This window comes from Streptomyces asiaticus, from assembly GCF_018138715.1.
GTDB classification, from domain to species: domain Bacteria; phylum Actinomycetota; class Actinomycetes; order Streptomycetales; family Streptomycetaceae; genus Streptomyces; species Streptomyces asiaticus.
Window position 1 is genome coordinate 64,270 of sequence record NZ_JAGSHX010000002.1, and the last position, 26,873, is coordinate 91,142.

The following is a 26,873-nucleotide window of genomic DNA, read 5'->3' on the forward strand; positions in this document are numbered from 1 at the left end:
CGCGTCACCGCCCCGCCGGGGTCGAGGCCTGGTCCCGCACCGCCGGGGCGGCGGGTGGTGGAGGTCCGGTTTTCCTGCGGGCGTTGGCGAAACGCCGTACGGCCGGCACCTCGACCAGCCGGTAGAGGATCCAGGCCGCGAGTACCGTGAGGGCGAAGTCCAGGATGATCATTCCCAGGGCGGGAAGGGTGTCCCAGGTCCGGCCGGGCACCCGGCCCATCGGCCCGTACCACATGACCAGGATGTGAACCAGGTAGAAGGCGAAGGAGATTTCACCGAAGAAGACCGCGACGCGGTTGCGGAGGGGCGAGGGGCGGTTCTCGGTGTCCGCGACGGCTCCAGCCGCCACGATCAGCGCCAGTGGGAGGACCGTGGGTGCGACGATGCCATACGCGTCGGGCAGCCAGACGGTCAGCGCGTAGCCCGGGATCAGCGTGAGCAGGGCCGGACCCAGTCCCAGCGGGATCCAGCGGCCGGTCATGATGATCCGGGCCATCACGATGCCGAGGGCGAACTCCAGCATCCGCGTGGCCGGCAGGCAGTAGACGAACCAGTACTGGTACCAGGAGATGGGGTAATACGGCATGTCCGGGTCGGTGGGCAGCAGCTGGGAGGCCAGCGCCACCAGGACCGTGCCGGTGAACAGCAGACCCGCGCACAGCCACAGCCGACGTGCCGGGATGGCCTGGATCCAGCGCGCCAGCCAGGGGAAGGACACGTAGAACAGCAGCTCCGCGGCAAGGGACCAGCTGGGCCCGTTGGTGCCGAAGAAGACGTCCTCGGCCGGGAACCAGGCCTGGATCAGGAAGAGGGACGGCACGGTGTTGTTCACCGTGGCCGCGTAGCCACCGAGCCACACCATGAACAGCAGCCCGAGCGCCCAGGTCACCAGGTGGTTGGGGAAGATCTTCGCGACCCGGCGGCGCCAGAAGGTCAGCGGCCGGCCGGAGTCACGGGCCGACCAGGTCAGCACGAAGCCGCTGAGGATGAAGAAGAATCCGACCCCGACGAAGCCCAGCTTGGCCACGTAGGTGATCAGATTCCCCTCGAGCTCCTTGTCGGTGAAGATGCCGTAGGTGAACGCGTGGCAGACGAACACCATGAGCGAGGCCACGAACCGCATCCCGGTCAGCGTGGGCAGCCGGGACGGACGGCTCGCCGCGGGCACGCGTCCGGCGGTGACGTCAGTGCTCACGCCCGCGGCTCCCCCATCTTGCGGCCGACCGCGATGACGTAGCCGAGGACCTCGCCCTCCAGCACCCCGACCTTGGAGAGCATGGCTTTGAACTCGTCGGCGAACTCCTTGCCGCCGCGCTCGGCGATGTAGGCGTACTTCTCGTCCAGCACCTCGGGGATGCGCGCGGCCGAGCGGTGCAGGTGGGCGGTGGCGTCCTCGAACCGAGTGATCTCCAGCCCGGCGTCCAGCAGGAGTCCGCGGTACCCCTGGATGGTCGGCAGAGCATCGACGGTGAAGCCCTCCTTCAGCGCGGCACGCTCTTTGTCCGAGAGGTCCTCGCGTTCGGCATAGTCCGACAACACGAATCGGCCACCGGGGACGAGGACCCGCTCGATCTCGTGGAGCGCCTTCGGCCGGTCGGACATGTACATGAGTGCCTCGGAGGCCCAAACCGCGTCGAATGAACCATCCGGGTAGGGAAGCGCCATGCCGTCGCCCTGCTCGAAGGTGACCTGGCCGGTGACACCGGCCTCCTCGGCGAGCTTCTGGCCCTGGCGGACCTGCTCGGCGCTGACATTGATGCCCACGACGCGCGCCCCGGTGGCCTTGGCGGCCGCGATGGCCGGGCGGCCGAAGCCGCAGCCCACATCGAGGAGGCGGGAGGCCTCGCCGAGCTCGGCCGCCTCGATCATCACCTCGGTGTGGCGCTCCTTCGGGTCGGTGCCCGGCTTCTCGTCGTCGAAGTAGCCGATGTGCAGGTTGAAGCCGCTCAGCCCGAACAGCCAGCTGCGGTCGTCGAAGTACTCGCCGACCTCGTCGGCCGTCTTGGATTCGTACGTGGTCATGTCGGCACCTCATTCAAGCGACAATCCGTCACCCCTCACGCTGCTGAGAGGCTCTCGAAGGCCGCTAGAGGTCGTCTCCAAGCCCGGCGGTGCACCCGGAACCCGCCAGCGGAACCCACGCCGCCAGGGCCGCGGCGTTCCATCAGCTCTCGAATCCGCGTCAAGCCACCCTCCTGACCATGCGCACATCCGTCCGCATCAGAGGGGACCACCGTGATTCATCTCTTCCAGCCGCAGACCGGCGACGAGGAACTCGCCGCCGTTTCCCAGGTGTTCGCCGACAAGTGGCTCGGCCACGGACCCCGTACCAAGGCGTTCGAGGCCGAGTTCGCCGCTCACGTCGGGGTGGACCCCGAGCACATGATCTTCCTCAACTCCGGTACCGCCGGGCTCTTCCTGGCCCTGGAGTGTCTCGGTCTCGAGGAGGACGACGAGGTCGTCCTCCCCTCGCTCAGCTTCCTGGCCGCCGCCAACGCCGTTCTGTCCGTGCGCGCCCGCCCGGTCTTCTGCGATGTGGACCCCCGCACACTCAACCCCGACGCCGCGCACATCGAGGCCGCGCTCACCGACCGCACCAAGGCCGTCGTCGTACTGCACTACGGCGGCTACCCAGGCGACATCGAGGCCATCGCCGAACTCTGCCGCGACCGTGACATCCCGCTGGTGGAGGACGCGGCCTGCTCGCCCGGATCCCGGGTGGACGGCAAAGCCGTCGGCAGTTTCGGCGACCTCGCCATGTGGAGCTTCGACGCGATGAAGGTGCTGGTCACCGGCGATGGCGGGATGCTCTACGCACGTGACCGAGAACTCGTCACCCGGGCCCGCAGACTCGCCTACCACGGCCTCGTCCAGCCCAGCGGCATCGGCCACTCCAAGGTCTCCCACCGCTGGTGGGAACTGGAGGTCCCGGAGATCGGCCGTCGGGTCATCGGCAATGACATGACTGCCGCGATCGGCCGGGTCCAGCTGCGCCGGCTGCCGGAGTTCATCGCTCGACGCCGCGAGATCGTCGAGCTGTACGACCGCGAGCTGGCCGGCGCCGCAGGGATCCTGACGCCGCCGCCACTGCCCGTCGGCCACGAGTCGACGTACTACTTCTACTGGGTGCAGTTCGAGAAGCAGATCCGCAACGAAATCGCGAGCGAACTGCTGGCCGCGGACATCTACACCACCTTTCGCTACGCCCCGCTGCACAAGGTCACCGCCTACCGCTCCGGGGACCAGGCGCTGCCTTCCTCCGACCACGCGGCCGGGCGCACCCTGTGCCTGCCCCTGCACCCGGGCCTGTCCGACGACGACGTCCGCACGGTCGCCACAACCCTGCGCAAGGCCGTCGCGGCCCGCGGTGAGGAGTAACTGATGCGTCTTGTGTTCCTGGCCGCCCTGGCCAAGACCCTGCACGAGGTCACCATCGGCCTCGACCTGGCGGAACAGCTCGCCGGCGCCGGCATCACGAGCCACTTCGTCGTCAACCCCTACAACGAGGACCAGCTGCGGACCGCGCGGATCCCGTACACCGCGGTGGAGCCGGACCTCGGCGAGGACGTACGCGAGGTCGTGCGACGAGTGGTGAAGGAGTCCCGGGCCGACGCCATCGTCCTCGTCGACTACCTCGCCCATTGGATGACCTTCAAGATCGGCTACCGGACCGACCCGTGGTTCGTCGAGGACCTCGGGCTGCCCGTCATCCCCCTGGACCTGTACGACCTGGAGAACACCAGCCGTCGGGTCGAGATTCTCGGCACCACCATGGAGGTCGACGACAACCTGCTGCGGATGCCGGTGCAGCTCCTGCCGGTGCCGATGAACCGCCCGCAGGTCACCGGCTCCGGCCGCGGCCTTCCGTACCGCGCCAACCGCACCATCGGGCCGCTGACCGGGAACGTCCGCCGGGAGACCCGGCGCGCCCTCGGACTGCCCGACGGGGCCCGGCTGCTGATGGTGCCCACTCTGCCCTGGCAGCAGCTGATGCAGTTCCATGCGGCGCCGCCCACCCGCGAGCTCGCCGGCCGGCTGCCCCGCCTGCTCGCCCACCATCTCGCCCGCCTGCCGCAGGACACCCACTTCCTCCTGACCGGCCCGCTCTTCGACGGCTTCGCCGCGGGTCTGCCGGAGGAGCGGGTCCACCACCGGCCCGAGTACACCGCCGGGGAGTACCACCGGCTGCTCGGTTCCTCCGATGCGGTGTTCTCCTTCCATCTGCCCAGTTACGCCCTGGAGCGCGCGGTCGCGGCCGACGTACCGGGTCTGCTCGGCGTCAACGACCACGCGGTGAACAGCGCGGCGGACATCGAACGCCTCGGAGCCGCCCTCCCGGGCGGCCTGACCGACCGGGTGCGGGGCTGGCTGGCCGACTACCCCGGCCCGCTGCCCGACTTCCACATGTGGCCGCTGCGCTGGAACGAGGTGCTGCGTCCGCTGCTTCGGGCCAACCCGTTCACCGACACGCTGCGTCGCGCGGAGCTCCTCGACGAGCACAGCCTGGTCGACGGCCTGGAACGGATCCTGTACGACGGGGCCGAGCGCGACCGGCTCGCCGCGGCGCGGGCCGGGTACCGGGACATCGTGAGTGGCCTGCCGGAGACGGCGCAGACGTTCACCGAGGCAGTGCGCCGCCTCGGGCTCGGCGTCTGAACGCGCCCCGGCTCCGGCCGGGTCCGTGAGGGGACCCCGCCGGAGCCGGGGCCGCCCGGGTCGCCGGGGCGGGATCAGGCCGCCCGCGCCACCAGGCTCTCCACCATGTCCACCACCTGCGCCGGCAGCGGAAGCAGGGCCATCTCCGCGGACACCGCCCGCGCCCGTTCCCGGTACGAGTCGTCCTCCAGCACCTCGCGGCAGGCCTCTGCGATGTTCTCCGGCGAATCCTGAGCGGGGTCGACCATCTTCGCGGCACCGTAGGCGCTCAGCCGCTCGGTGTAGCCCACCACGTACGGCAGATACGGGATCAGCACCTGCGGCACACCGGCAGCCATGCTGCCCAGCACCGTATTGCCACCCGCATGGCTGATCGTCAGATCACAGGTCCTGGCCACCGCGTCCAGCGGGATCCACCCGGCACGCGCGTTGTCCGGCAGCGGGCCCAGCTCGGCCGCGACCGCCTCCGGGGCCGCGACCAGCAGTTCCACGTCCAGTGCGGCCACCTTCTCCACCAGCCCGGAGAGGATTTCGAAGTCGGAGTCCTTGGTCACCCGGCTGCCCGCGCTCACCAGCACCCGGGGCCGGTCCCCCTTGGCGAACATCCACGGTTCCAGCGGCTTCTGCCCCGTGTAAGGGACGTAGCGCATCATCTGTGCCGGCGGGGCGTCGTCCGGGCGGAGCGACGGCGGGCAGGTGTCGATGAACAAGTCGGCGGTGGGCATCTCGTAGAGGCCGAGAGACTCCAGCTCCGGCCCCAGTTCCGCCGCCGCCGCGAGATCGATCGTGCGCGGCTCTCCCATGTCCACGGCGTGCTTGACGTACGGAACTCCCGCGTACGCGGCGGCCAGCGGGCCGGCAAACGCAAGCACCCCGCCCACCACCACGTCCGGCCGCCAGCTGTCGATCAGCGCGGTCAGGCCGTCCACGCAGGCCGCCGCATACCTCCCGAAACAGCGCCCGTTGAAAAGATAGCGCTCGTGGAGGTCCTCGGGGATCGTCTGCAGGACGCCCCGCCGGTCGTGGAGGAAGTCCTTCATCGTCCTGGCGGTGACCGGGAAGCCGGGGATCCCAGCGCCGTTGATGGTGCGCATGCAGTCCTCGGGGGCCGTCATTACGACTTCGTGCCCGGCGTTCCTGGCCGCCTGTGCCAGAGGCACCAGCGAGAAGATGACACCCGACGTACCGCCCGCCACAAAGAGAATCTTCATGGCGGGGATGGTCCGGGAACGGATTCGTCACCGGCTCGAACAATCCTCGAGGCCCGATCCCGCCCGGCCGTGTGCCCTGTACGCGCCGGGTCCCCACCGCTACTGATCCTCGAGCGGCGCCGATGGCCGCCACCAGCAGGCCTCGATCTGAGGTCGAGCGAAGGTTCCAAAGCTTCACGCACCGGCCATGGCAGCTACGAAGCGCGAGCGGCCCCACGGGCGTGCCGCGCACAGGAGGACCCACTCGTGAAGGACATCCAATGAGCCGTCGCGTCGTCATCACCGGAATAGGCGTGGTCGCACCGGGGGGCTTGGGTACCAAGGAATTCTGGTCCCTGCTCACCTCGGGCAGGACCGCGACCCGGGCCATCAGCCTCTTCGACGCGTCCCCGTTCCGCTCCCGGATCGCCGCGGAGGCCGACTTCGACCCGCTGCTCCACGGCTTCACCGCCGAGGACGCCGAGCGTCTCGACCGCGCCGCCCAGTTCGCCCTGGTCAGTGCCGAGGAGGCGGTACGTGACAGCGGCCTGGACACCCAGAACCTGGTCCCCACCCGCACCGGTGTCACCCTCGGCAGCGCGGTCGGGTGCACGATGGGCCTGGACAGCGAGTACAACGTGGTCAGCCGGGGCGGCAGCACCTGGCAGGTGGACCATAGCCTGGCCGTCCCGCATCTGTTCGACTACTTCGTGCCCAGTTCGATGGCGGCCGAAGTGGCCTGGCGCACCCATGCCCAGGGGCCGGTGGCCATGGTCTCCACCGGCTGCACCTCGGGCCTGGACTCCATCGGGCACGCCGTCGAGCTGATCCGCGAGGGCAGTGCCGACGTGATGATCGCCGGTGCCACCGAGGCGCCCATCTCCCCGATCACCGTGGCCTGCTTCGACGCCATCAAGGCGACCTCGCCGCGCAACGACGAGCCGGAGAGCGCCTCCCGGCCCTTCGACGCCTCCCGCAACGGCTTCGTGCTCGGCGAGGGTTCGGCCGTACTGGTTCTGGAAGAGCTGGGGAGCGCCCGCCGGCGCGGCGCCCACGTGTACGCCGAGATCGCCGGCTTCGCCAGCCGCTGCAACGCCTACCACATGACCGGCCTGCGCCCGGACGGTGCCGAAATGGCCGAGGCGATCCGGACAGCCCTCGACGAGGCCCGGCTCGACGGCACCGCCGTCGACTACGTCAACGCGCATGGTTCCGGCACCAAGCAGAACGACCGGCACGAGACCGCCGCGTTCAAACGCAGCCTGGGCGACCACGCGTACAACGTCCCCGTCAGCTCCATCAAGTCGATGATCGGGCACTCGCTGGGCGCGATCGGCTCCCTGGAGGTGGCCGCCAGCGCCCTGGCAATCGAGCACAACACGGTGCCGCCCACCGCGAATCTCCACACCCCCGACCCCTCCTGCGACCTGGACTACACCCCGCTGGTCGCCCGCAGCCGGCGTACCGACACCGTCCTGAGCGTCGGCAGCGGCTTCGGCGGTTTCCAGAGCGCGATGGTCCTGACCCGCCCGCGCCTGGGAGATGCCGCATGACCGCCCACGCCACCGAACCGGCCGCCCGTAGCGGCGGCGCCCTCTCCGTACCGCCGGCCGCGTCCGTCGTCACCGGCATCGGAGTCACCGCACCGAACGGCCTGGGCACCGAAGCGTGGTGGGCGGCCGTGCTGCGCGGAGAGAGCGGTATCGGCCCGGTCACCCGCTTCGACGCCGGGCAGTACCCGGCGAAACTGGCTGGCGAGATCCGCGACTTCGCTCCGGAGCGACACGTTCCGAGCCGCCTGCTGCCGCAGACCGATCACATGACCCGGCTGGCGCTGACCGCGGCCGACGAGGCGCTCGCCGACGCGGGCGTCGACCTCGCCGCGCTGCCCGACTACACGGCAGGCGTGGTCACCGCCGCCTCCGCGGGCGGCTTCGAGTTCGGCCAGCGCGAGCTGGAGGCGTTGTGGAGCAAGGGCGGGCAGTACGTCAGCGCGTACCAGTCCTTCGCCTGGTTCTACGCCGTCAACACCGGCCAGATCTCCATCAGGAACGGGCTGCGCGGCCCCAGCGGGGTGCTGGTCACCGAGCAGGCCGGCGGCCTGGACGCGGTGGCACAGGCCCGTCGGCAGATACGCAAGGGCGTACGGCTGCTGGTCACCGGCGGGGTGGACTCGTCGTTGTGTCCGTGGGGCTGGGTGGCGCACCTGGCGGGCGGCGAGCTGACCGAGGTCGCCGATCCGGCTCGGGCGTACCTGCCGTTCTCCGAGGCCGCCTCCGGTCATGTGGCCGGTGAGGGCGGTGCGCTGCTGGTACTGGAGGCCGCCGATGCCGCCGAGGCCCGCGGTGCCCGGACGTACGGCACCGTCGCGGGTTACGCCGCCACCTTCGACCCGGCCCGGGGTTCGGATGGTGCGCCGCGGCTGCGGGCCGCCGCGGAACAGGCGCTGGATGAGGCCGGTCTGACCCCGGCCGATGTGGACGTGGTCTTCGCCGACGCGGCCGGGCGCAGGGACGCCGACCGGGCGGAGGCCGGGGCCGTCGCCGGGATCTTCGGGGAGTACGGGGTTCCGGTGACGGCGCCGAAGACCATGACGGGGCGGCTCGCGGCGGGGGGCGCCGCCCTGGATCTGGCAGCGGCCCTGCTGACGCTGCGCGACCAGGTGATCCCGCCGACTGCGCATGTGACCGCGCCGGCCGGGGACTGCCCGATCGACCTGGTCACCGAGGCCCGTCGGCCGGCCGACGGGGTGCGCGCGGCCCTGGTGCTGGCCCGGGGCCGGGGCGGTTTCAACTCGGCCATGGTTGTGCGCACCGTCGGCTGAGCCATCGGGCCAAGCCGCCGCTCCCGTCCCTCGCCTCCCGGCCGTGCCACGTGCCGGGGCCGCGGCAGCCCGCCGCCGCCCCGGCGCACGGACCGCCGGCTGGACCAGACTTCCAGAGCCAGGAGGACCGTTGCTCACCGTCGATCCCGCGGACTTCGCCCGCACCATGGCCCATGTGCCCACTCCGGTCACCGTCGTGACCACGGTGGACCCGAGCGGGCGTCGCTGGGGCTTCACCGCCAGTTCGTTCAGTTCGCTCTCGCTCGACCCGACGCTGGTGCTGGTGTGTCCGGCCAAGTCGGCCTCCTGCCACGACGCCTTCGTCGCCGCCGACCGGTTCATGGTGAACGTACTGGCCTCGGGCCAGGCCGACATCGCCGCCGTGTTCGCCCGATCGGGCGCGGACAAGTTCACCAACAGCCCCATGGAGCCCTGTGAGTCGGGGCTTCCCGGGCTGTCGGATGCAACCGCGCGGCTCGCTTGCCGTCTGCACGAGGTCTTGGACGGCGGCGACCACAGCATCCTGATCGGCCGCGTGGAGGCGGTCTCGGTGGGCGGCGCCGAGCCGCTGGTGTACTACAACCGCCTCTTCACCCGGCCCGGGGGCAGTCCCGCTCTGGCGTCCTCAGCATGACCGACACCAACCAGGAGAAGAGAAGTGACCCTTCGTTCCCCCGTCATGGCCGAACCGCATCTGCGTGAGGTCGCCGAGGACGTGTACGCCTACATCCAGCCCGATGGCGGCTGGTGCCTGAACAATGCGGGCCTGATCACCTCGGGCGGGCGGTCGGCACTGATCGATACCGCTGCCACCGAGGCACGGACCAGGGCCCTGCGGGAGGCGGTGGCAGCGATCACCACGCGCGCCCCGCGGTTCGTGGTCAACACCCACCCGCACGGCGACCACACCTTCGGGAACCGGTTCTTCGCCGACGAGGCGGTGATCGTCTCGCACGAGGGCACCCGTGCCGAGATGGACCTCGCACAGCTGCATTTGACCGGCCTGTGGCCGGAGGTGTGCTGGGGCGACGTCAGCGTGGAGCTGCCGTCGCTGACCTACCGGGGCGTGCTCACCCTGCACCTGGGCGACACCCAGGCGGAATTGATGCACTTGGGCACCGCCCACACCCGCAACGACACGGTGGTGTGGCTGCCGCGCCAGCGGGTGCTGTTCACCGGCGACGTGGTGATGTCGGGTGCCACCCCCTTCTGCCTCACCGGATCGATCTCCGGCTCTCTCGATGTGATCGGACACCTGCGGTCCCTGAACCCCGAGTCCGTCGTCTCGGGACACGGGCCGGTCGGCGGTGCGGAGTTGCTCGACGAGACCGCCGGCTACCTTCGATACGTCCAGCGCCTGGCAGCCGACGGCACCGCCGCTGGGCTGACTCCGCTGGAGGTGGCACGGGAGGCCGGCGCCGGCCCCTACGCCGGCCTGCTCGACAGCGAACGGCTGGTGCCCAACCTGCACCGGGCTTATGCCGAGGCCGGCGGAGCCGAGCCCGGTCACTGGATGGACATCGAGGAGCTGTTTTCCGAGATGGTCGCCTTCCACGGTGGCCTTCCTGCCTGCGGGGCCTGACCCGTGCCCCGTACGGACATGTATCAGGAGGGGAACGCTGTGGTACTTCTCAATCCCGGCAACGGTCATATCACAGCCATCGACTGGTTGACCTTGGACGAGCAGGACTGGGACGGTCAGCAAAAACTGCTCGGCCTCGTTCGCAAGAGCGTCGACGAGGTCGGCCACCCGGGCTGGGTGTCCTCCTCGCTGCACGCGGCACAAACCCGGGCCGGCGTCGCCTGCTTCACGCAGCGGCGCACCGTCGCGGACCTGCGCGCCCACTGCGACGGCCCGGCCCACCAGGACGAGCTGCTCCGGCTGGGTGGCCTGGCCACGGGAAACCGGCTGCTGGTCGCCGAGCTGGTGTCCGTGCAGCACGCTCCGGCCGTCGGCGGAGGCGTGGACATCACACCCACCCGCGACGACTGGACGTCCGTCGCGATCCAGTGGGTGGCACCGGAGGATCAGGACGCGCTGGTCGCTGAGCTGACCTGGCCCCGGGACGAGTGGGTCCATCTGCTGCCCGGCTACCGATCGCACAGTGTGCTGCTTGGCCTGGACGGCACGTTCGTGATCAATTACGCGCAGTGGGAGAGCGAGCAGGCCTACTGGGCCTTCCACGACGTGCCGGAGCACGAGTGGCCGCTGAACGTACGCGAGTCCCGCGACCGGGCCCGGAAGCTGACCAGGTCCTGGGAGTACAACACCTTCCGGGTCGTCCACTCACGCTCCGCGGACTGAGAGTCCCAGCCGTCGGTGACCCGCCGCGGCACGCTGATCTGACTTGTTTTCTCACCTTTGAAGAAATCACGAGTGGGGGTCAAGAGATGAGTTCACCGACATCCAAAGGAAGCCGCACGGCCGTCGCCGTCGAGACGTGCGTGGGTGCGGACTGCGCCAGCCGCCAGTCAGCCGGGCAGGCCGCACGACCCGCTGCTGTGAACCACCGGCTGTGCCCGACCTGCCTGGAACAGCTCTCCACGGAATTGCGCCGACTGCCTGAGCTGTACGAGGCCTGCGGTCGACAGCTCGACGGCGGCTCCCGGGACAGGACCCGCCCCAAGACGTCCGGTGGCCCTCCGCGCAGCATGCCTTTCAACGTCCAGGCGGCCGAGGCACGGGCCGCGATCATGGGGGTTCTCGGCTCCTGGGCGGGCGTCGTCGTCAAGGAGCGCGATGTGCCCGCGCCCCGGCGGGCGGTGCTGCCACTGCGGGTTTTCCTCGGCCGGCACCTCGACTGGCTCACCGCGCACGAGGCCGCGGGCGAGTTCTCCGGCGAGATGGCCCGGCTGGCCCGCCGCGCCCGTCGAGTGGTGGATCCCGACGTGCGCCACCAGCTGCCGATCGGCGAGTGCGTGGAGTTCGGCTGTCCGGGATCGCTGACCGCGGTCGTGAGGCCGGGACAGCTGAAGCTGCCCGCGGTGATCCGCTGCGACCACGACTCGGCGCACCGATGGCTGGGCCACGAGTGGCTCCAGCTCAGCCGTCGGCTCGAAGGCGCGGCATCCGCCGCAGGCACAGCCCCCCGACAGCCCGCTGCGGTGGAGGCGAAACCTGTACGGTGGGTGACCGCGGCCGACATCGCCCGCCTCTGGGGCATCTCCACCGGTAGCGTGTACCGCCACGCGAGCGAGGCCAACTGGCGCCGCCACAGTCGGCAGGGACGTACGTACTACCACGGCGCGGATGTCATGGGGACGCTCAGCAAGCGCGGTACCGCCACCGCCGGCGCGTGAAACTGCAGTCAACCGTGCCGCGCCTCCCTTCCACGGGGGCGGCTGCCAGGTCCGGCGGGCGGACCGCCGGACCTGGAGAAACTGGGAACATCGCGAGCGCGACCGGCTGGTTCAGGCCGCTCGCAGGGTCTTTCGGTACCAGTGCGCCGCGCGCCGGAACGTGATGTCGAAACCGTCGCCGGGATCACGGCTGAGGTCGGACCAGAGCGGGCCGCTGTCGAAAAAGTGGTCGGTCGTCAGCATGTCGAGTACGGCCCGCGACCGGCCGTACTCCGCGAGGATCGCCCGGGCCTGTTCGACGGTGAGCTCCCTTTGCGGCCAGGGGGTCTCGGTGCAATCGGCGACGGCCCGCAGTATGGCGTTCGCGGTGGCGGGCGTCGGGTGGGCGGCGTGATATATGGACGCGGTCAGGGCGGAGACAGGTGCGAGCGCGGTGGCCACCATCAGTCCGGCCAAATCCTGCACGGCGATCACCGACATGAGGGAGGGCCAGCCCGCCACCGTGCCGGGCAGGCCAGGCCGCCCAGGATCCGGGCCAGGCCCGGGCCCACCCAGGCGTCCCCCTCCCCGTAGATCAGATGGGGCCGCAGGACAATGCCGCCCGCGGAGAGGACGGCGTCCTCGGCGACGGCCCGAGTGCGTGACGTGGGTGATCCCGGTTTGCGGGTGAGTTCTTCGGTGAGGTTCCCCCGCTGTATGGGGGTGGCTGACTAGCTGGTCAGGGCGGGTTGACGTGGTTTCAGGTTCACTTGTTCGGCCGTTGCCTGGCTGGCGTAATGCTTCTCCTCGTACTCGATCGGGCTGAGGTAGCCGAGCCGTTTCTGGATGCGGCGGGGGTTGTAGAAGCCGTCGATGTACTCGAAGAGCGTGAGGTTCGCTTCGGCTCTGGTGGCGAAGACGCGGCCGCGGATGCACTCGATTTTGATGATCATCCACAGGTTCTCCGCCAGGGCGTTGGTGTGTCCTGAAGGTGATTGTGAGGTCCAGGTGTAGAAGACGGGAACGAACAATCACCGTGCTGTTGTGGAGATGAGGGTAGGTCCTTCGACATCGGCATGCAGGTGCAGGTGTCAAACCACCATGAGCTGCTGCGGTGAATGAGCCGTGGTGGTGAGCGTCATGGAAAAGCCGCACTGGATGCGGCAGGTGTGGGCTGAGAAGGCGAACGTGAGTGAACCGCTGATGACGTGTCGTAAAGCTTAGACGACATCGAAACCAGGGTCTCAATGCTGTCCTGGGATAAGCCAGACGGGTGCCTGTCTATTGGTCTGGCGGTGTCCGGCATGAAGGTGGCGCGAGCTCAGTCCGGGCTTCACAACGGAACAGGAGAACTCCTAGACGCGAAACGGCAATCCACGGGTTGACGTGGAGAGCGGGAGGGAGAGACGCAAGTGGTGAAGAACCGCGAGTGTCTGAGTACCGGTCGCGCGTCGGGAGGGCGGAACGTCCCGTAGTAGTGACGAGACCTCTGTAATAGAGGTGGAGCGAAGGGGGCGTGTTGTTGAGTGTCGATCGACGATCAACCAGAGATGGGAGGAGTCGGATGGTCGAGACAAGGTCAGCGGGCAAGCCGTTTGATATTCCGAAGATGCTGATCTGGGATGCGTACCTGAAGGTCAAGGCCAACAGGGGAGCAGCTGGAGTGGATGGGCAGTCGTTGACGGAGTTTGAGCAGGATGAAAAGAACAACCTGTACAAGCTGTGGAATCGCCTCGCCTCGGGAAGCTATTTCCCTCCACCCGTGAGAGCGGTGGATATTCCCAAGTCCGGCGGCGGAACTCGGAGCCTTGGGGTTCCGGCCGTGGCCGACAGGATTGCTCAGACGGCGGCGGCCATGATGCTGGAGCCTGATGTGGAGCGCATGTTTCATCAGGACTCATATGGCTACCGTCCAAGGCGGTCCGCGCTGGACGCGGCAGAGACGTGCAAGCAGCGGTGCTGGAGGTATCCATGGGTGATCGACCTTGACATCCAGGGGTTCTTCGACAACGTTCCGCACGGCCCTATCGTTGCGGCAGTGGAAAAGCACACTAATCTCCCGTGGGTGCTGCTGTACGTAAAACGGTGGCTAGTCGCCCCGGTGCAGCAGCCCGACGGCACGCTCGTCGGGCGGGAAAGAGGAACTCCTCAAGGTTCTTCCATCTCGCCGTTGTTGTCGAACCTGTTTATGCACTACGCGTTCGATGCGTGGCTGAGTCGGGAGTACCCGGCAATCAGGTTCGAGCGGTACTGCGATGATGCTGTGGTTCACTGCGCCAGCCTGAAGCAGGCGCACTTTGTCCGCGATGTCATCGAGCGCAGGTTGCTGCAGTTCGGATTGCGTCTTCACCCGGAGAAAACGAGGATCGTGTACTGCCAGCAGGAAGGCCGTGAAAGGGATTTCCCGGTTACGGAGTTCACCTTCTGGGGTTCACTTTCTGTCCCCGGGCCGCTCGCTTGCGGGACGGGAGACTCAAGACAGGTTTCCTTCCAGCAGTGAGTAAGGCAGCCATGAAGTCGATGGCGAAGACTATCCGGCGCTGGCAACTGGGCCGCTGTACCGAGCTGAGCTTTCGGGAGATCGCTGCGATGATCAACCCCATCGTGGCGGGATGGATCAACTACTATGGGCGCTTCTACAAGTCCAGGTTGATCAGATTTCTGGAACAGCAGATCAACCCGTTTCTAGTGAAATGGGCCCAGAGGAAGTACAAACGGTATCGTCGTGCCTCAAGGAAGGCCCGGAGGAAGCTGGCTGAGATCGCCTCAGTTTTCCCGGGCATGTTTGCTCACTGGAAGCACGGTGCGCTGCCTACTGGTTCAACAATGGGAGCCGTGTGAGTCGCGAGGTTCACGCACGGTTCTGAGAGCAGCGGCGGGTGAGATTCCCGCCGCCGACTCACCTCGAACGAGTCGCCGACCGAGCCCATGGACGCCTGGATACCGGCCCTGACCAGGCGTGTTGTGAGCTTCACGGACGTGTATTGACAGCCGTGGTCGGCATGGTGAATGAGCTCACCGGGGGCGACTTCGCGGCTGGCCAGGGCATACTCCAGCGTGGTCAGGACCAGGTCGGCGTCTGCGCGGGCGGAGGTTTCCCAGGCCACCACCCGGCGGGAGAACGCGTCTCGGATCGCGGACAGCCACAGCGGGCCCTCCTCGGTCGCGATCACGGTCAGGTCCGTGACCCACAGCCGGTTCGGCACATTCGCGGTGAAGTCGCGTTGCACATGCGGACCGCACGCTCACGCAACTCCAGCGGGTATTTCCTCGGGGCAGGCATCGTCTGGGCTCCTCTCGTGAGATCCATCTGACCCTCTGCCACCCCTCCCCGCATCTCGGGGGAACCTCACCCCCTGGACGTCGCCGCTCAGGCGGGAGACCAGGGCGCCGGGGCGTGCCGCGCTGAAGAAGGCGTCGGACTGGCCTTGGAGGTGCTGGAAGAGGTCACAGCGCAGACGTACCGTCACATCCTCGGCGAGCCCGACCACGAGCCAGCGTTCGCCCAACGCGGCGCCGACGGCCAGCAGCCCTGCGGGCTGGCTTCAGGCACTTCACGGAACCGGTGTCAGGTCAATGGGCGCCCCGCCGTGAATACGTGTTGGATTCGGCGGAGGGCTCGCAACTCGGTCAGAGGGTTGCCGTCGAGGACGACGAGGTCGGCGCGCATGCCGGGGGTGAGGATGCCGGTGTCGGTTAGTCCGAGGGCGCGGGCGGAGTTGATGGTGGCCATGTCCAGGACTTCGGCATGGCTGAACCCGAGGGAGACGAAGAACTCAAGCATGCCTGCGTAATCGTCGAACCGGGCTCCTGGTACGCCGGCGTCAGTTCCTGAGATGAACTGGACACCGGCTTCCCGCATATTCTGAATGACCTTGATCAAGGCGTCGGACCGTTCGGGCCCCATCTGCTCCATGAACAGACGCCAGTCCCCGGACACGCAACGGCAGACGGCCACGTCGTTCTCGACGATGCTCCGGGCGATCTCCGGGTCATAGACGATGCCGTCGGCGGTGCGCCAGGAACAATGCTCGAGGGTTCGGACGCCGGCCGCCACGCAGTGGGCGATGGTGTCGGTGCCGTGTGCGTGGGCGGCTACCCGCAGACCGTGGCGGGCGGCTTCAGCGACGATCAGGCGCAGTTGGTCGGGGGAGAATTGTGCCTCCCACATGCGTGGACCGCTGGGAGTAAGGGCCCCGCCCGACGCCATCACCTTGATCAGGTCGGCTCCGGCTTCCACGTTGCGGGTGATCTGCGCGCGAATCTCGTCGTCGGTGGTGACCTCCCCTCCGAGGAATCCGCAGTGGCCACCGCGTGATGTTAGTGGCGTGGTGGCGGCGAGGATACGGGGGCCGGTTGCCGTCCCCGATTCGATGGAGGTGCGCAGTGTCACGGTCAGGGCATCGCGGTCACCGAGGTCCCGTATGGTCGTCACACCGGCGGCCAACATCTTTTTGGCGCGGTCCGCCATGGCGGCGGCGAGTTTGTCGGGGTGGGTGTGGGCTGCGGTGTGGATCGGGTCGGGGCCTGCGTCGAAGGCGAGGTGAACGTGGCAGTCGATCAGCCCGGGCATTATTGTCCCTCCGGGGCAGTGCCGTCGCGGCACGCTCTCATCCACCGATGTGTCCAGCTCGGCCGCGGTACCTACAGCGCTGATCACGCCATTGTCCACGAGCACGGCACCATGGTCGATCACCTGGTCCGCAGGCCCGCAGATGACGTGGTCAGCGCTGATCAATACCTTGTTCATGGTTGTCCTTCGCATAGGCATGAGAGATGGAAATGAGTTCATAGGCGTCGGCGCTCAAGTCGTTGGTGGAAGGGAACGCGATGAGCGCGGCAGAGAACGCGGTATGGGGCGGCTCGATGGCCGGCTTCAGAACCAGTGCTTGGGCGATGTGCCGGGCGAGTTGATCGGCTGGACCGTGAGCTAGGTCAGCTTCAGGCGCGACCTGGGCCAGGTAGGGGCTCAGGCGCACCAGTCCGTCGCGGCATTCGATAAGTCGACGATAGAACCGCGCGTGAGTACGGCGGAGCCGGAAGCGATTCCGCCAGGAATGGGTCGGTTCCCGGTTGAGAATGACTTCGGGGTAGGTAGTGGCGAGGGCGGTCCACAGCGGAGTGAGCGCACGGTGCATGCGGCGGTAGTGCACGACCGACTGCAAGTGGGCGATGAATTGCACTCCGGCTGAGTAGAGGACACCGATCAGGACCATACCCAGGGCTCCATCGGTCATGGACCAGTTGACCGTATTGAACACCTGATGTGATCCGGGTGCGTCGATGCGCAGGTATACCCAGACCACACGGTTGACCGACGTGATCGCTAGGCAGGCCAGGCCGAGTGCCATGATTTGTAAACCGACAGCCAGGTGCATGGTGGCCATGCGCGCGTAGCGCAGCGCCCATAACCCTGAGGTCAGATAGGCGTAGACGAAGTAGGCGTTGCCAGTGATGTAGAACCAGGCGACGGGCGGCTGTGCCATGTCCGGGGTGTTCAACGTGTGACCCCGCAGGGCTCCGGGTGTGGCGGCCATGGTGATGACCAGAGCGATCAGGACACAGGTGAGGAGGCCGATGTTGATCCCCACTTATCGCCGGTAGTGGGCCGTTGTGCCGGGCGTGGAGGAGACGAAGAACAAGATGAGCGCGCTCAGCCCCGACATGAATACCGCGTTGAAAGTGACCTTGCCGACGCCAACTCCTGTGAGCGCGTCAACTGCACTGTTGGGCCCTGGGAAACTGAGGATTTGGCCGATGGCCAGCAGGAGCAGGCAGGTGACCAGGGTCCGCAGGACCCGATCGTGCGGGGCGCGTGCCAGGTCGATGATCTTCCATAACGCCCCTATGATCAGCATGATGGTCACGGGTTGCTGGAAGATTACGTCCACCCCCAACGGGGATTGAGCGCGGAACGCAGCGGTCCAAGAGAATCGACTTCGGGGGTGCGGGGGGTGATGTAGTCGATGACTACTGCCCACTCTTGGATGATGGTTGCTACCAGTTCGGCCTCGCGCTCGTAGTCTTCGGTGTAGCAGGTGCGGCGGAGCTCTCGGGTGATCAAGGTGCTTGGGTCATCCGTGCCCGGGCCGGGATTCTCTTCGCCCAGATTTCCGCTATCCTGATGATCGGCTAGGATGTGGCCGACCTCATGCAGGATGATGTGGTCTTGGTGTACGCGAGTGGTTTCCTTTTGATAGAAGAGCGCGTCCTCGCCTGGGCGGGACATCCACACCCCGAATGGTCCGGGAATGGGTGGCGTCCAGGGAATTAATCGGATTGGTTTGCCTCGATGCTCACCTAGTCTGCGGCATAACTCATCCACCCACAGCGGAGGCTGAACATCGAGGTGGCGTAACAGGCGTCTGCAGTGGCGGCGGAGCTCGCGTTCGCGTACAGCCACGATGTCCTTTCGTATGGTTAAGAGCTGGGATCGGTGGTTCTGTCCTGATCGAGTACTTCGATCATCTTGAGGAGCTGCTCGCGCATTGCTGGCGTCATCGCGCCTGCTCTCATCGCGATCATCCGTACTTGGTGACTGGCGAGTCGCTGCCGCAACAACTCGTCCTCGGGGTCTTCCAGTGCAACCAGTTGCTGGACTGTGATCGGCGAGGATCCAGGTGTGCGGTTGTTGTCGAAGAACTTCGCCAGGCCCTCCAGTACGCTCAGCGTCGGGTTTGTGTGTGATCCGTTGCGCAGCATAGCCAGATAACTCCGCGACAGCGTTCGGGCCCTACCCCAAGGCCGGGTAGTTAGCGTTTTCGCAGCTCATGCAAGTGAGGCTGGGGACCACGCTGTTGCGGCGTAGAGGCCGGGGCCAAGTTTGTGGATGAGGCCGATGGAGGCCCATCGATTCAGTTGTCTGTACATGGTTTCCAGGGTGACATCGCCGAAGTAGGCGGCGATGTCACGGGGTTGCCACAGACGCGTGGGGTCTTCCTGGAGCAGGGCCAGGATGCGGTGTCGGCGTCGTGCGGAAGGAGTGGCGTGTCGGTCGTCCCGGGAGGCCGTGGGCGGTGCGGGTTGATCCACGGGTTCGAGGACGGTGACGTCGAGGCGGGTGACGGTGTGGCTTGTGCTGGGCCGGCCGTCGGCGTGGCGCTCGCTGTAGCGGGACATCGGTGATTTGACCTTGCGGGTGCTGACCCGTTGCCGGCGGGGCGGGAGCAGACCGGTCAGGATCCGACGGCCGATCATCCCGAGGAGGGTGTCCCGATCGGTGTCCACGGGGATGATGCCGTTGGCCTGGATTACCTGGTCGCGGGCGGTGTGGAGCGTGATGCTGAAACAGCAGCGGTCCGGGCCGGTGCCGGGGAGGGACCCGGCGGCACCGACCATCACGGTGCGCAGAGCCTGGTAGAGCGTGAGCAGTGACCACATCTCCTGCTCGATGCCTGCCGGGTCGCCCGAGCGCAGGTTGCGGCCGTTCATGATGGTGTGGCGGAGCGCGTAGTACGCCGATTCGTGTTCCCACCGCTGGTGATAGAGGCCCACCAGAGCGGTGGCCGGGTAACGGCGGGCGTCGGTGAGGGTGGTGACCAGTCGGTAGGACCCGGTGAAGGATCTACCGTCCGCGCAGGTCACGGCGATCTGTGCGTCGATGATCCTCACTTTCACGGTGCCGATCACCGACAGGTAGGAGCCGTCAGCGAGGCGGGTGAGGACCGGCGTGCGCCGGTTGCTGCGGAGCCGGCCCAGGACCTGGGCGCCTGTCTCCGTGACCGCCGCGAGGAAGGCGTTGCTGTCGAACCCTTTGTCCCACAGCACCAGCATGTCCGGCCGCAGCAGGTGCAGCAGTCGGCCGGCGCAGCTCGTCTCGCCCTCGGCGGTAGGGCCGAACACCGCGCCGACCAGAGCCCGGGTGCCGGTCTCGACCAGCGTCATCACCTCCAGCGTCGGATAGCCATGATGCGAAGTCCTGCCCAGCCAGGCTCGGTTGCGCTCGGAATCGGGAACCCTCAGCGAACTGCAGCCGTCGAACGACACCATCCGGTACGAACCGAAACGCACCCCTGGCGTCGTCGGCCGGGCCAGCAACCCGGCCAGCACCTCGAACAACGCCCGCACCGGCGCGCTGCCAATCCGCCGGCGCAGATCACGCAACGCCTTTGCCGACGGACAGACCACCGGCATCCCGGACAGACCCGCGGTCAGCTTGTCCCAGACAAGGCGATAGCCGACCTCAGGGAACAGGCACATCGCCAGCAAGAAGTACACCCCGACCCGCGATGGAAGATCACGCAGCCGCTGCTGCACCGTCCTCGTCTCCGCAAGGACCGCGTCCACCAGCTCAAATGGCACGACCGCCGTCAGCTCCCCCAGATGCCCAGGAGCGAACCGGCCTCCGGCCACGGTGACCGTTCGGGTGATGGCCGTCAGCCCAGACGGCAGGACACAATGACGGGGCAACGGAGCTCCTTCGGGACAAGCTGTCTTGGTCGACTGCCTGTACCAACGAGCTCCGTTGCTCTGCGTCGGGAATCCTTCAACTCACTTGCGTGACCTGCGATAACGCTAACTACCCGGCCTTGGGCGAAGCCCCGTACTCGGCCAGCCCGCGGGCGTAGGCATCGATCGTGCGAGGCGCACGTCCGAGATCCGTCCAGATCGTCAGCCAGGTCGCCGCCTGCTCGTACCGGCCGAGCACCGGCCACTTCTCCGTGAGCACCGTCGTGCCGCTCAACACATCTCCCAAGTCCGTGGTTGTACCGGAGAGACATGATCACCCCGGCAGATTCCACGTAACTTTTAAGTACCTCAAACGCCAGGGGTACGGGCGGGCCAACTTCGACCTCCTCCGGCGCCGTGTTCTGCATACCCCATAAGCCGATCACGCTCGGTCATCCCGAAAAGTTGATCAGAGCCGTTCGAAGAGGCCGTTGACAGTACGTCTGCACCTTCATCGCCGACCGGCCCATCCGGTCCCTGAAGGACAAGATTCGTGCCCTGACACACAGGTTGTCGCAACAGCCACCCAGGGACGTGCTGAGACGGCTCAACCGGATCATGCGCGGCTGGTCCAACTACTTCAGATACGCAGTCGCCAAGAGCACCATGCAAACCCTCGCCATTTTCGTCTGGCGACGGGTTGCTCGGTGGTGGATGCGGCTGCACCGCTGGAGCTGGACCGACCTGCGAAGGCACCTCACCGACCACACCGGCCGGTGGCAAATTCCTTCGTCAGACGGGATCGAACTGTTCAACCTCGGCCGGGTGCCAACCGAGCGATACCGGTACCGCGGCAACAAGATCCCAAACCCCTGGACCTTGGCCAACCACGCCTGACGGCAGAGACCGTGGAGAGCCCGGTGCGTGGAAACGCGCACGCCGGGTTCGGCGAGCGGCCCGCAGAAACGGACCGGTGGCAACACCGGCACCGCGCTGCGGGCCGACTCAACCACCCCGGCGCCCAGTTGCGCTTCACCGACCTCGACGGCAACCGGCTCACCTGCTTCGCCACCAACACGAAAGGCGGCCAGCTCGCCGACCTGGAACTGCGTCACCGCCGACGGGCCCGCTGCGAGGACCGCATCCGAAACGCCCGCGACACCGGCCTGCGCAACCTGCCCCTGCACGACACCGCCCAGAACCGGATCTGGCTGGAGATCGTCTCCCTCGCACTCGACCTCCTCGCCTGGATGCCGATGCTCGCGCTGACCGGCGACACCCGCCGCTGGGAACCCCAAAAGCTCCGCCTGCGACTGTTCTCCGCCGCCGCCCAGCTCGTGAACACCGGACGCCGCCACTGGCTCCGCCTGCCCGCCCGATGGCCCTGGACCGACGTCATCACCCACGCAATCCACCGGCTCCACACCCTGCCCAACCCTGGCTGACCAGCTACTTCAACCGTCTCGACGACCCGCACCACCACACCGGTGAAGTGGAACCCGGCGCCCACCCGACGCGACAGCCGGGCCCTCAACCTGTCCCGGCACCGAAGAGACCGAACCACACAAACACAGAGCCCCCGTCAGCAAGCTGCCGGGGACTCATGAACGATCAAGGCTAGCGCATCACCCCGAGCCGAAGCGGAATCCGACGCCGCGGACAGTGACGATCCAGCCGCTGGACCCGAGTTTGTTCCGCAGACTACTGACATGGGTGTCGAGGGTCCGACGGGACCACGAATCACCCCAGATCCGCTGCATAAGCTGCTTGCGCGGGATGACGTTCCCGGGATCGGACGCTAGGGCGTGCAACAGATCGAACTCCTTGCGTGTGATATCGATTCGATGCCCGTCGAGGGTGACTTCACGCAAGGCGGCGTCTATATGCAATCGGCCGTGCGAGATGGCCTGCGGAGACAGCGAGCGTGGACGGAGACGACGCATCACCGCGTCCACGCGTGCCATCAGTTCACGAGACCCATAGGGCTTGACAATGTAGTCGTCAGCGCCGGCTTGGAAACTGAGGACGCAGTCGGGTTCGGCGCCACGGGATCCGATCGCTATGATGGGAACATCACACAAGGACCGGATGATGCGGCAGACCTCGACGCCGTCCATGTCTGGCAACTCGAGGTTCAGCAGTACCAGTTCAGCATCCTGGTAGAACTGGAGAGCAGCACTTCCCGTTCCAACGTCGTCCACATCGTGTCCGCGACGTTGTAACTGCTCCCTCAATGGATCCTTACCGTGGGCATCAGGCTCGACAATGAGAACACGCCAAGTCGGAGCCGTGCCCCAGGGCTTCTGTGGCAGCGTCGGTGCCTCGGGAGCGGGTGTCAGGTATTGAGTCATCTATCTTCCCCCCATTATTCGCAGCTTTTGCACACTAAGTGCCTCCTATGTCCACTTCGACATGCCGCCGGCCGTGCTCTAGCCAGAACACCATGACCAACCGGTCCTGGTGTTGACACCAACCTTGCCGGAGGACTTCCACCTCGGCTATCAACCACGACCAGGCTGTGGAAGAAGGACGCTTCTTGCCGTCTGCCCCGCAGGTGAGGATGCCGCTGGAGAAACTCCCCGCCGTATCGGCAGATGCCGTCCCAGCGGCTCCGTGAGCGCCTCCACGCATCCACGAAGGCGGCGCGCAGTCATTACGCCGCCACTCTGGTTGACCATGCGCCAGGGCCCATGCGACTGATTGACCGCGGTCCATGCCTTCGTCGTGGGGCCGAAGGCGCAAGCCGGGACAGGGCAAGTCAGAACAGTACGTCGGTTCAATACGTAACCCAGCCGCCCGGAAAGGTACAGCACGAGCACCGGACGGTCGCGCCATGTCTCATCGAAAGGGTGTAGGCCAGTTAACGCTCATATTCGCCGTTCACTTCGGGGCACCGTCTCAAGTACAGGTTCAGCACTAGACGACGGGTCTGCTGCACGCGTAGGTGACAGTTGGCCACGCCGCCATTGCGATGCGTTCCAGTTCGTACTCGATGGGCGTCAACCGGCGGACTGCTGCAGGGACCACTGCGGATGTGAGCGGATGATCCTCAACGCCGCCGCCGAGCGATCGGCGGTCGACAGTGACAGGCCATGGGCCGTGTTGAGCCACACCGAAAGCACGAAGGCATCGCTCGTGCTGCCCTCGAAGAATTGGGCCTCGATGCTCTCCTGACCACGCAGCTCAGCGGCCCGTAATCGATGCATGCCATCGACCACGCGACGGGTGGCCCGATGCACCACAATAGGCGGCAACCTAGCACCCGATTCGGCGAGGGCCTTCACATAGTCGGTGTCTTCGCCGTCAACACGTGGCGAGTCGGACTCGAGAAGCAAATGGATGGGGACCAGCATCGCCTGCTCGCCAAGAATACCGCCCGCGTCGAGGAAAGGTGGGGAATTTTTTCCGACGTTCTGGGTGGCGGGGAAAGCCACACCTATGGGCTGCGCCGTGGGGTCCAGCCCACTGTCGCGTGGGGGCGCTGCGGCGGTCTGGCTGACTTGTCTCGACATCAGTATCTCCACGCTAAGAAAATTCCTCGGCTCTTCGGAAGTACTCGCCCCGGAAGGTGGCACCACTGACTTAGCACGCTCAGGACTCACGGGCGCCGGAAATCGAACCCAAGGACGGGCGATCCACTGGAACAATTGAATACAGAGACATCGCCATGCGCATCGGACGCAAGGTGCGTCCTCCCTACACAGGCGTTCAGCGAGTATTTCTGAAAATCGAATCCATCAAGGATTGCAGATAGCCTAGACCCACTGGTGCACATCGCAGGACACGCCTTTCCGCTCGCAGCACCGAGCCGCCCGGAGACGGTGGGCATGGTCTTCGGACAGCTGCCTCCCGTAACCGGCAACGCTCAGTTGCCGGGCCAGTCGCCTGGCAGTGGAACGTCTGACTCTGCAGGGGCGTGGGGACGTGCGCGACCCTCCTCTCCGTACCCCGAGGCGCTGGGTGACACCCCGCGCGGAACCGGACTAGAGCAATGAAGACTCACCGTAAGGCGAGGCATTGAGGTACCAGCGATGCGTTCACTGCAAGGTGCTCGACGAGCGGTGGCGCAGTTTGGCCACCCCCAGCCCTCTCAGCCAAACAAACCCATCGACGGTGCATCGTGCCGTCTCGCGCATCGTGTGCTGACACGTCGGTGCTCCCGCACCCCGTGCGCGGTGTGGCAACGAGTGCAATACACGGGTTGTGCGGCCCCGAGACGGCCTTGAACGCTACAGAGCGGACGGTATACCGTCAAGCCGTCCGCTCACAAGGACGGGTCGGATTCGCGCCAGGCATTACGGCCGCTCTGTTGCACTGCTCGCCGCGTCCGCATGCTGCTAATCAGTTACTACCGTCATAAACACCCCTTCTCGCAGTGGTCTCTTGGAGCATGATGCGTCGGACCTCGCGCACACCCACTGGACGACCCTGGCTGTCTCCCGCCCACAAGGCGGGACTCGCCGGCCTGGTGGGCACCACGGTCGAGTGGTACGACTTCTTCATCTTCTCCACTGCATCCAGCCTGGTCTTCCCAAAATTGTTCTTTCCCGGAGCGCCGCAGGCCACAGGTCTGTTGGCATCGTTCGCGACGTTCTGGGTTGGCTTTCTGGGCCGCCCTGTCGGCGCGGCGCTATTCGGCCATTTCGGGGACCGGCTCGGACGAAAGCGCAGCCTGGTGGCGACACTTATGCTCATGGGGGCGGCTACTGCGGGCATCGGACTGCTGCCTAGTTACGACCAGGCGGGGATCACCGCTCCCGTGCTGCTGTGCATCCTGCGGCTCGTCCAAGGGATCGCAGTGGGTGGCGAGTGGGGCGGCGCGGTGCTGCTGGCCGGTGAACACGCACCGCAGGGGCGCCGGGTGATTCTGACGGCCATGGTGCAGCAAGGGGCCCCGCTGGCCTCGATCCTGACCAGCGCGGTCTTCCTCCCGTTCTCGCGACTGGACGACGGCGAATTCTTGGCCTGGGGCTGGCGGGTTCCCTTCCTGCTCTCCACCGCCCTCATGGCCGTCGGCCTGGTCATACGACTGAAGGTGCCCGAATCCCCGGAGTTCGAGGGACTGTCGGCGCAGGAGTGGGTGGCGCCCGCTCCGGTGCGCGACGCCTTGCAGCGGCACTTCCCGAAGATGGCGGTGTGCGTCGGGGCCTGCGCCGTTCCGGTTGCCGGGACGTATCTGGCCGGCACCTTCGTGTTGTCCTGGGCGACCGTGCACATCGGCTTTCCCCGGGAGAAGGTTCTGGGCGTGGTGCTGTGCGCGGCTGTCGCCCGGTTCCTGGTCCAGCCCGTCGCTGCGATAGCCGCCCAACGCTTGGGGGTCGCACGGATCTGTGCCCTGGGGCTGGCTCTGTACTTGTTCGCGATTCCGGTCACCGTCCTAGCCTTGGGGAGCGGTTCGCTGGTCCGGATCGCGCTGGGGGTGTGCGCGTTGGAGTCCGCCAGCGCCGTCGTCTACGCGGTGATCGCCGCCCTGCTCGTCGATGCCTTCCCGGTCCAGGTGCGCTACACCGCGATCTCCTTAGCCCAGCAGTTGGCCGGTGTGCTGTTCGGGGGCACGGCGCCGGCCCTGGCCCAGACCCTGGTCGCGGCGGGGCATGGCTCGCTGTGGCCGGTGGCGCTCTACCAAGCGTTCCTGGCCGTCCTGTCAGCCTCCTGCCTGCTGGCTCTGACGTTTGCCAGCCGCACTGCCACGGCAGCCGTTCACCCCCGCCGGGAGGTGGCCAATGCGCCAGAGTAGTTTCCCTGGGGCAACGTCATTAGCCGCGCTAGACTCTCTCCCTCTTGGCAGACGCCGGGTTGGTTCCTGCCCCCGTTGGGAGACCTATGTTGGGAAGGGCGAGAGATGCGCAGTACCGGATCGGCACCGGGAGAGGACGACCGTCCGCTGCTTCTGCAACTCGAGCAGCGGCTCAACAAGTTGATCGAGACGCTCTATCCCGACGAACGTACCCGTCCCGGCTACGCGCGGCTCGCCAAGGAGATCCGCGAAACGACCGGAGGCAGCATCTCCGCCACCTATCTCTGGGAACTGGCCACCGGAAGGAAACGCAATCTCACGCTGGAACAGCTGGACATTCTGGCGCAGTTCTTCGGAGTGCCTCCCGAGTATTTCCTCAACGACAAGGTGTCGGAACGGGTCAATGCCCAACTCATGCTGGCCACCGCACTGCGCGACACCAAGATCCGCAGTCTGGCGCTGCGCGCCGAAGGACTCTCACCTGCCAGTCTGGACGCGCTACTCACTATGGTCGATGAGGCCCGCAAATTGCAAAACCTCTCGGTGATGAACGACCCGAATCCCCCCAGGTCCGGATCTAATGATTGAGGCAGCGTTCCCCTCGGAATATCCGGGGGGGCTGGGTCCGTTGTTACGCCACTGGCGTTCCGGATCGTACGCGTCCCGACAGCGACCGGTCTTCCTGCAGCAGGCTATTGGGAGACATATGCCAAGCAAGTACGCTCAATTACAACAGCGTTGCCAGTCGGCCCTGGACCAACTCAGTGTGCCACACCCCTTCACTATCGATGCTTTGTGC

At 66.7% G+C, this 26,873-nt stretch carries 30 protein-coding genes; 14 read left to right on the forward strand and 16 right to left on the reverse strand.

From position 1 onward, the window contains the following. Nucleotides 1–4: 4 nt before the first annotated feature. Nucleotides 5–1,195 carry an acyltransferase family protein gene (locus KHP12_RS05915; RefSeq protein WP_211831736.1) on the reverse strand — a complete coding sequence of 397 codons (1,191 nt, stop codon included), beginning with the start codon at nucleotides 1,193–1,195 and terminating at the stop codon, nucleotides 5–7. Beyond that, nucleotides 1,192–2,022: a class I SAM-dependent methyltransferase gene (locus KHP12_RS05920; protein WP_211831737.1), complete on the reverse strand. Its 831-nt coding sequence runs from the start codon at nucleotides 2,020–2,022 to the stop codon at nucleotides 1,192–1,194. Before KHP12_RS05920 ends, KHP12_RS05915 begins: the two co-directional genes overlap by 4 nt. 213 nt (nucleotides 2,023–2,235) lie before the next feature. Here KHP12_RS05920 and KHP12_RS05925 point away from each other — a divergent pair, with 213 nt between their 5' ends. Both KHP12_RS05925 and KHP12_RS05930 read left to right on the forward strand, forming a co-directional pair. Continuing rightward, complete coding sequence (locus tag KHP12_RS05925) at nucleotides 2,236–3,378, forward strand: DegT/DnrJ/EryC1/StrS family aminotransferase (protein ID WP_211831738.1); 1,143 nt, start codon at nucleotides 2,236–2,238, stop codon at nucleotides 3,376–3,378. Nucleotides 3,379–3,381: 3 nt separating this feature from the next. Continuing rightward, nucleotides 3,382–4,656: a DUF6365 family protein gene (locus KHP12_RS05930; RefSeq protein ID WP_211831739.1), complete on the forward strand. Its 1,275-nt coding sequence runs from the start codon at nucleotides 3,382–3,384 to the stop codon at nucleotides 4,654–4,656. A 74-nt stretch (nucleotides 4,657–4,730) separates the two neighbouring features. Here the strand turns inward: KHP12_RS05930 and KHP12_RS52280 are convergent, their stop codons facing one another. Beyond that, on the reverse strand, nucleotides 4,731–5,867 hold the full coding sequence (locus tag KHP12_RS52280; protein WP_211831740.1) for a glycosyltransferase: 1,137 nt from the start codon (nucleotides 5,865–5,867) through the stop codon (nucleotides 4,731–4,733). Nucleotides 5,868–6,127: 260 nt separating this feature from the next. Here KHP12_RS52280 and KHP12_RS05940 point away from each other — a divergent pair, with 260 nt between their 5' ends. The 6 genes from KHP12_RS05940 (at nucleotide 6,128) to KHP12_RS05965 (ending at nucleotide 11,970) form a co-directional block, all read left to right on the forward strand. Further along, nucleotides 6,128–7,399 carry a beta-ketoacyl-[acyl-carrier-protein] synthase family protein gene (locus KHP12_RS05940; protein WP_211831741.1) on the forward strand — a complete coding sequence of 424 codons (1,272 nt, stop codon included), beginning with the start codon at nucleotides 6,128–6,130 and terminating at the stop codon, nucleotides 7,397–7,399. Continuing rightward, entirely contained in the window at nucleotides 7,396–8,670 is a 1,275-nt protein-coding gene (locus KHP12_RS05945) for a ketosynthase chain-length factor (protein WP_211831742.1), read from the forward strand. The genes KHP12_RS05940 and KHP12_RS05945 overlap by 4 nt, the downstream gene beginning before the upstream one ends. A gap of 130 nt (nucleotides 8,671–8,800) precedes the next feature. Then, nucleotides 8,801–9,304, forward strand: coding sequence for a flavin reductase family protein (locus KHP12_RS05950; protein WP_246642969.1), 504 nt, complete (start codon nucleotides 8,801–8,803; stop codon nucleotides 9,302–9,304). Between the two features lie 24 nt (nucleotides 9,305–9,328). Beyond that, nucleotides 9,329–10,252 carry an MBL fold metallo-hydrolase gene (locus KHP12_RS05955; protein WP_308016698.1) on the forward strand — a complete coding sequence of 308 codons (924 nt, stop codon included), beginning with the start codon at nucleotides 9,329–9,331 and terminating at the stop codon, nucleotides 10,250–10,252. A 39-nt stretch (nucleotides 10,253–10,291) separates the two neighbouring features. Then, complete coding sequence (locus KHP12_RS05960) at nucleotides 10,292–10,975, forward strand: antibiotic biosynthesis monooxygenase family protein (protein ID WP_211831743.1); 684 nt, start codon at nucleotides 10,292–10,294, stop codon at nucleotides 10,973–10,975. Between the two features lie 86 nt (nucleotides 10,976–11,061). Beyond that, nucleotides 11,062–11,970, forward strand: a complete 909-nt coding sequence (locus KHP12_RS05965; protein WP_211831744.1) for a hypothetical protein — start codon at nucleotides 11,062–11,064, stop codon at nucleotides 11,968–11,970. A 111-nt stretch (nucleotides 11,971–12,081) separates the two neighbouring features. Here the strand turns inward: KHP12_RS05965 and KHP12_RS05970 are convergent, their stop codons facing one another. Further along, complete coding sequence (locus KHP12_RS05970; RefSeq protein WP_211831745.1) at nucleotides 12,082–12,450, reverse strand: hypothetical protein; 369 nt, start codon at nucleotides 12,448–12,450, stop codon at nucleotides 12,082–12,084. A gap of 230 nt (nucleotides 12,451–12,680) precedes the next feature. After that, a complete protein-coding gene (locus KHP12_RS05975) occupies nucleotides 12,681–12,902 on the reverse strand; it encodes an IS3 family transposase (RefSeq protein WP_211831746.1) in 222 nt (73 codons plus the stop codon). Nucleotides 12,903–13,513: 611 nt separating this feature from the next. Here KHP12_RS05975 and ltrA point away from each other — a divergent pair. Both ltrA and KHP12_RS50660 read left to right on the forward strand, forming a co-directional pair. Then, nucleotides 13,514–14,449 (forward strand): group II intron reverse transcriptase/maturase, encoded by a 936-nt coding sequence (gene ltrA / locus KHP12_RS05980; protein ID WP_246642971.1) that lies wholly within the window; start codon nucleotides 13,514–13,516, stop codon nucleotides 14,447–14,449. Beyond that, nucleotides 14,446–14,790 (forward strand): group II intron maturase-specific domain-containing protein, encoded by a 345-nt coding sequence (locus KHP12_RS50660; RefSeq protein ID WP_308289302.1) that lies wholly within the window; start codon nucleotides 14,446–14,448, stop codon nucleotides 14,788–14,790. Before ltrA ends, KHP12_RS50660 begins: the two co-directional genes overlap by 4 nt. Here the strand turns inward: KHP12_RS50660 and KHP12_RS05985 are convergent. The 9 genes from KHP12_RS05985 to KHP12_RS06015 form a co-directional block, all read right to left on the reverse strand. Beyond that, nucleotides 14,739–15,155: a DDE-type integrase/transposase/recombinase gene (locus KHP12_RS05985; RefSeq protein ID WP_211831747.1), complete on the reverse strand. Its 417-nt coding sequence runs from the start codon at nucleotides 15,153–15,155 to the stop codon at nucleotides 14,739–14,741. The two genes, KHP12_RS50660 and KHP12_RS05985, sit on opposite strands and share 52 nt — an antisense overlap. 39 nt (nucleotides 15,156–15,194) lie before the next feature. Beyond that, the gene (locus KHP12_RS53255) at nucleotides 15,195–15,479 is read right to left on the reverse strand and encodes a 6TM ABC transporter family protein (protein ID WP_372455176.1); all 285 of its coding nucleotides are present in this window, start codon (nucleotides 15,477–15,479) and stop codon (nucleotides 15,195–15,197) included. Nucleotides 15,480–15,517: 38 nt separating this feature from the next. Beyond that, complete coding sequence (locus tag KHP12_RS05990; RefSeq protein ID WP_246648460.1) at nucleotides 15,518–16,714, reverse strand: amidohydrolase family protein; 1,197 nt, start codon at nucleotides 16,712–16,714, stop codon at nucleotides 15,518–15,520. Then, entirely contained in the window at nucleotides 16,674–17,540 is an 867-nt protein-coding gene (locus KHP12_RS05995; protein WP_246642972.1) for an MAB_1171c family putative transporter, read from the reverse strand. The genes KHP12_RS05990 and KHP12_RS05995 overlap by 41 nt, the downstream gene beginning before the upstream one ends. Further along, on the reverse strand, nucleotides 17,541–17,816 hold the full coding sequence (locus KHP12_RS50665) for a hypothetical protein (protein WP_246642973.1): 276 nt from the start codon (nucleotides 17,814–17,816) through the stop codon (nucleotides 17,541–17,543). It lies immediately after the preceding gene. Between the two features lie 14 nt (nucleotides 17,817–17,830). Further along, nucleotides 17,831–18,178, reverse strand: a complete 348-nt coding sequence (locus KHP12_RS06000; RefSeq protein ID WP_246642974.1) for a hypothetical protein — start codon at nucleotides 18,176–18,178, stop codon at nucleotides 17,831–17,833. Nucleotides 18,179–18,369: 191 nt separating this feature from the next. Further along, nucleotides 18,370–18,651, reverse strand: a complete 282-nt coding sequence (locus KHP12_RS06005; RefSeq protein WP_246642975.1) for a hypothetical protein — start codon at nucleotides 18,649–18,651, stop codon at nucleotides 18,370–18,372. A gap of 66 nt (nucleotides 18,652–18,717) precedes the next feature. Further along, nucleotides 18,718–20,301 carry an IS4 family transposase gene (locus tag KHP12_RS06010; protein WP_211831750.1) on the reverse strand — a complete coding sequence of 528 codons (1,584 nt, stop codon included), beginning with the start codon at nucleotides 20,299–20,301 and terminating at the stop codon, nucleotides 18,718–18,720. A gap of 166 nt (nucleotides 20,302–20,467) precedes the next feature. Further along, nucleotides 20,468–20,632, reverse strand: coding sequence for a hypothetical protein (locus tag KHP12_RS06015; protein WP_246642977.1), 165 nt, complete (start codon nucleotides 20,630–20,632; stop codon nucleotides 20,468–20,470). 242 nt (nucleotides 20,633–20,874) lie between these two features. Here KHP12_RS06015 and KHP12_RS06020 point away from each other — a divergent pair, with 242 nt between their 5' ends. Together KHP12_RS06020 and KHP12_RS06025 are read left to right on the forward strand one after the other, a co-directional pair. Next, nucleotides 20,875–21,234 carry a group II intron maturase-specific domain-containing protein gene (locus KHP12_RS06020; RefSeq protein ID WP_281427651.1) on the forward strand — a complete coding sequence of 120 codons (360 nt, stop codon included), beginning with the start codon at nucleotides 20,875–20,877 and terminating at the stop codon, nucleotides 21,232–21,234. A 23-nt stretch (nucleotides 21,235–21,257) separates the two neighbouring features. Beyond that, a complete protein-coding gene (locus tag KHP12_RS06025) occupies nucleotides 21,258–21,782 on the forward strand; it encodes a transposase (protein ID WP_308036066.1) in 525 nt (174 codons plus the stop codon). A gap of 180 nt (nucleotides 21,783–21,962) precedes the next feature. Here KHP12_RS06025 and KHP12_RS06030 read toward each other — a convergent pair whose 3' ends face one another. Next, nucleotides 21,963–22,688 carry a response regulator transcription factor gene (locus KHP12_RS06030; RefSeq protein ID WP_211831751.1) on the reverse strand — a complete coding sequence of 242 codons (726 nt, stop codon included), beginning with the start codon at nucleotides 22,686–22,688 and terminating at the stop codon, nucleotides 21,963–21,965. A gap of 648 nt (nucleotides 22,689–23,336) precedes the next feature. Further along, nucleotides 23,337–23,861, reverse strand: coding sequence for a ParB/RepB/Spo0J family partition protein (locus KHP12_RS06035; RefSeq protein ID WP_246642979.1), 525 nt, complete (start codon nucleotides 23,859–23,861; stop codon nucleotides 23,337–23,339). Between the two features lie 944 nt (nucleotides 23,862–24,805). Between KHP12_RS06035 and KHP12_RS06040 the strand changes: the two genes are divergently transcribed. Both KHP12_RS06040 and KHP12_RS06045 read left to right on the forward strand, forming a co-directional pair. Then, nucleotides 24,806–26,074: an MFS transporter gene (locus KHP12_RS06040; protein ID WP_211831752.1), complete on the forward strand. Its 1,269-nt coding sequence runs from the start codon at nucleotides 24,806–24,808 to the stop codon at nucleotides 26,072–26,074. 105 nt (nucleotides 26,075–26,179) lie between these two features. After that, a complete protein-coding gene (locus KHP12_RS06045; protein ID WP_211831753.1) occupies nucleotides 26,180–26,662 on the forward strand; it encodes a hypothetical protein in 483 nt (160 codons plus the stop codon). Nucleotides 26,663–26,873 lie beyond the last annotated feature (211 nt).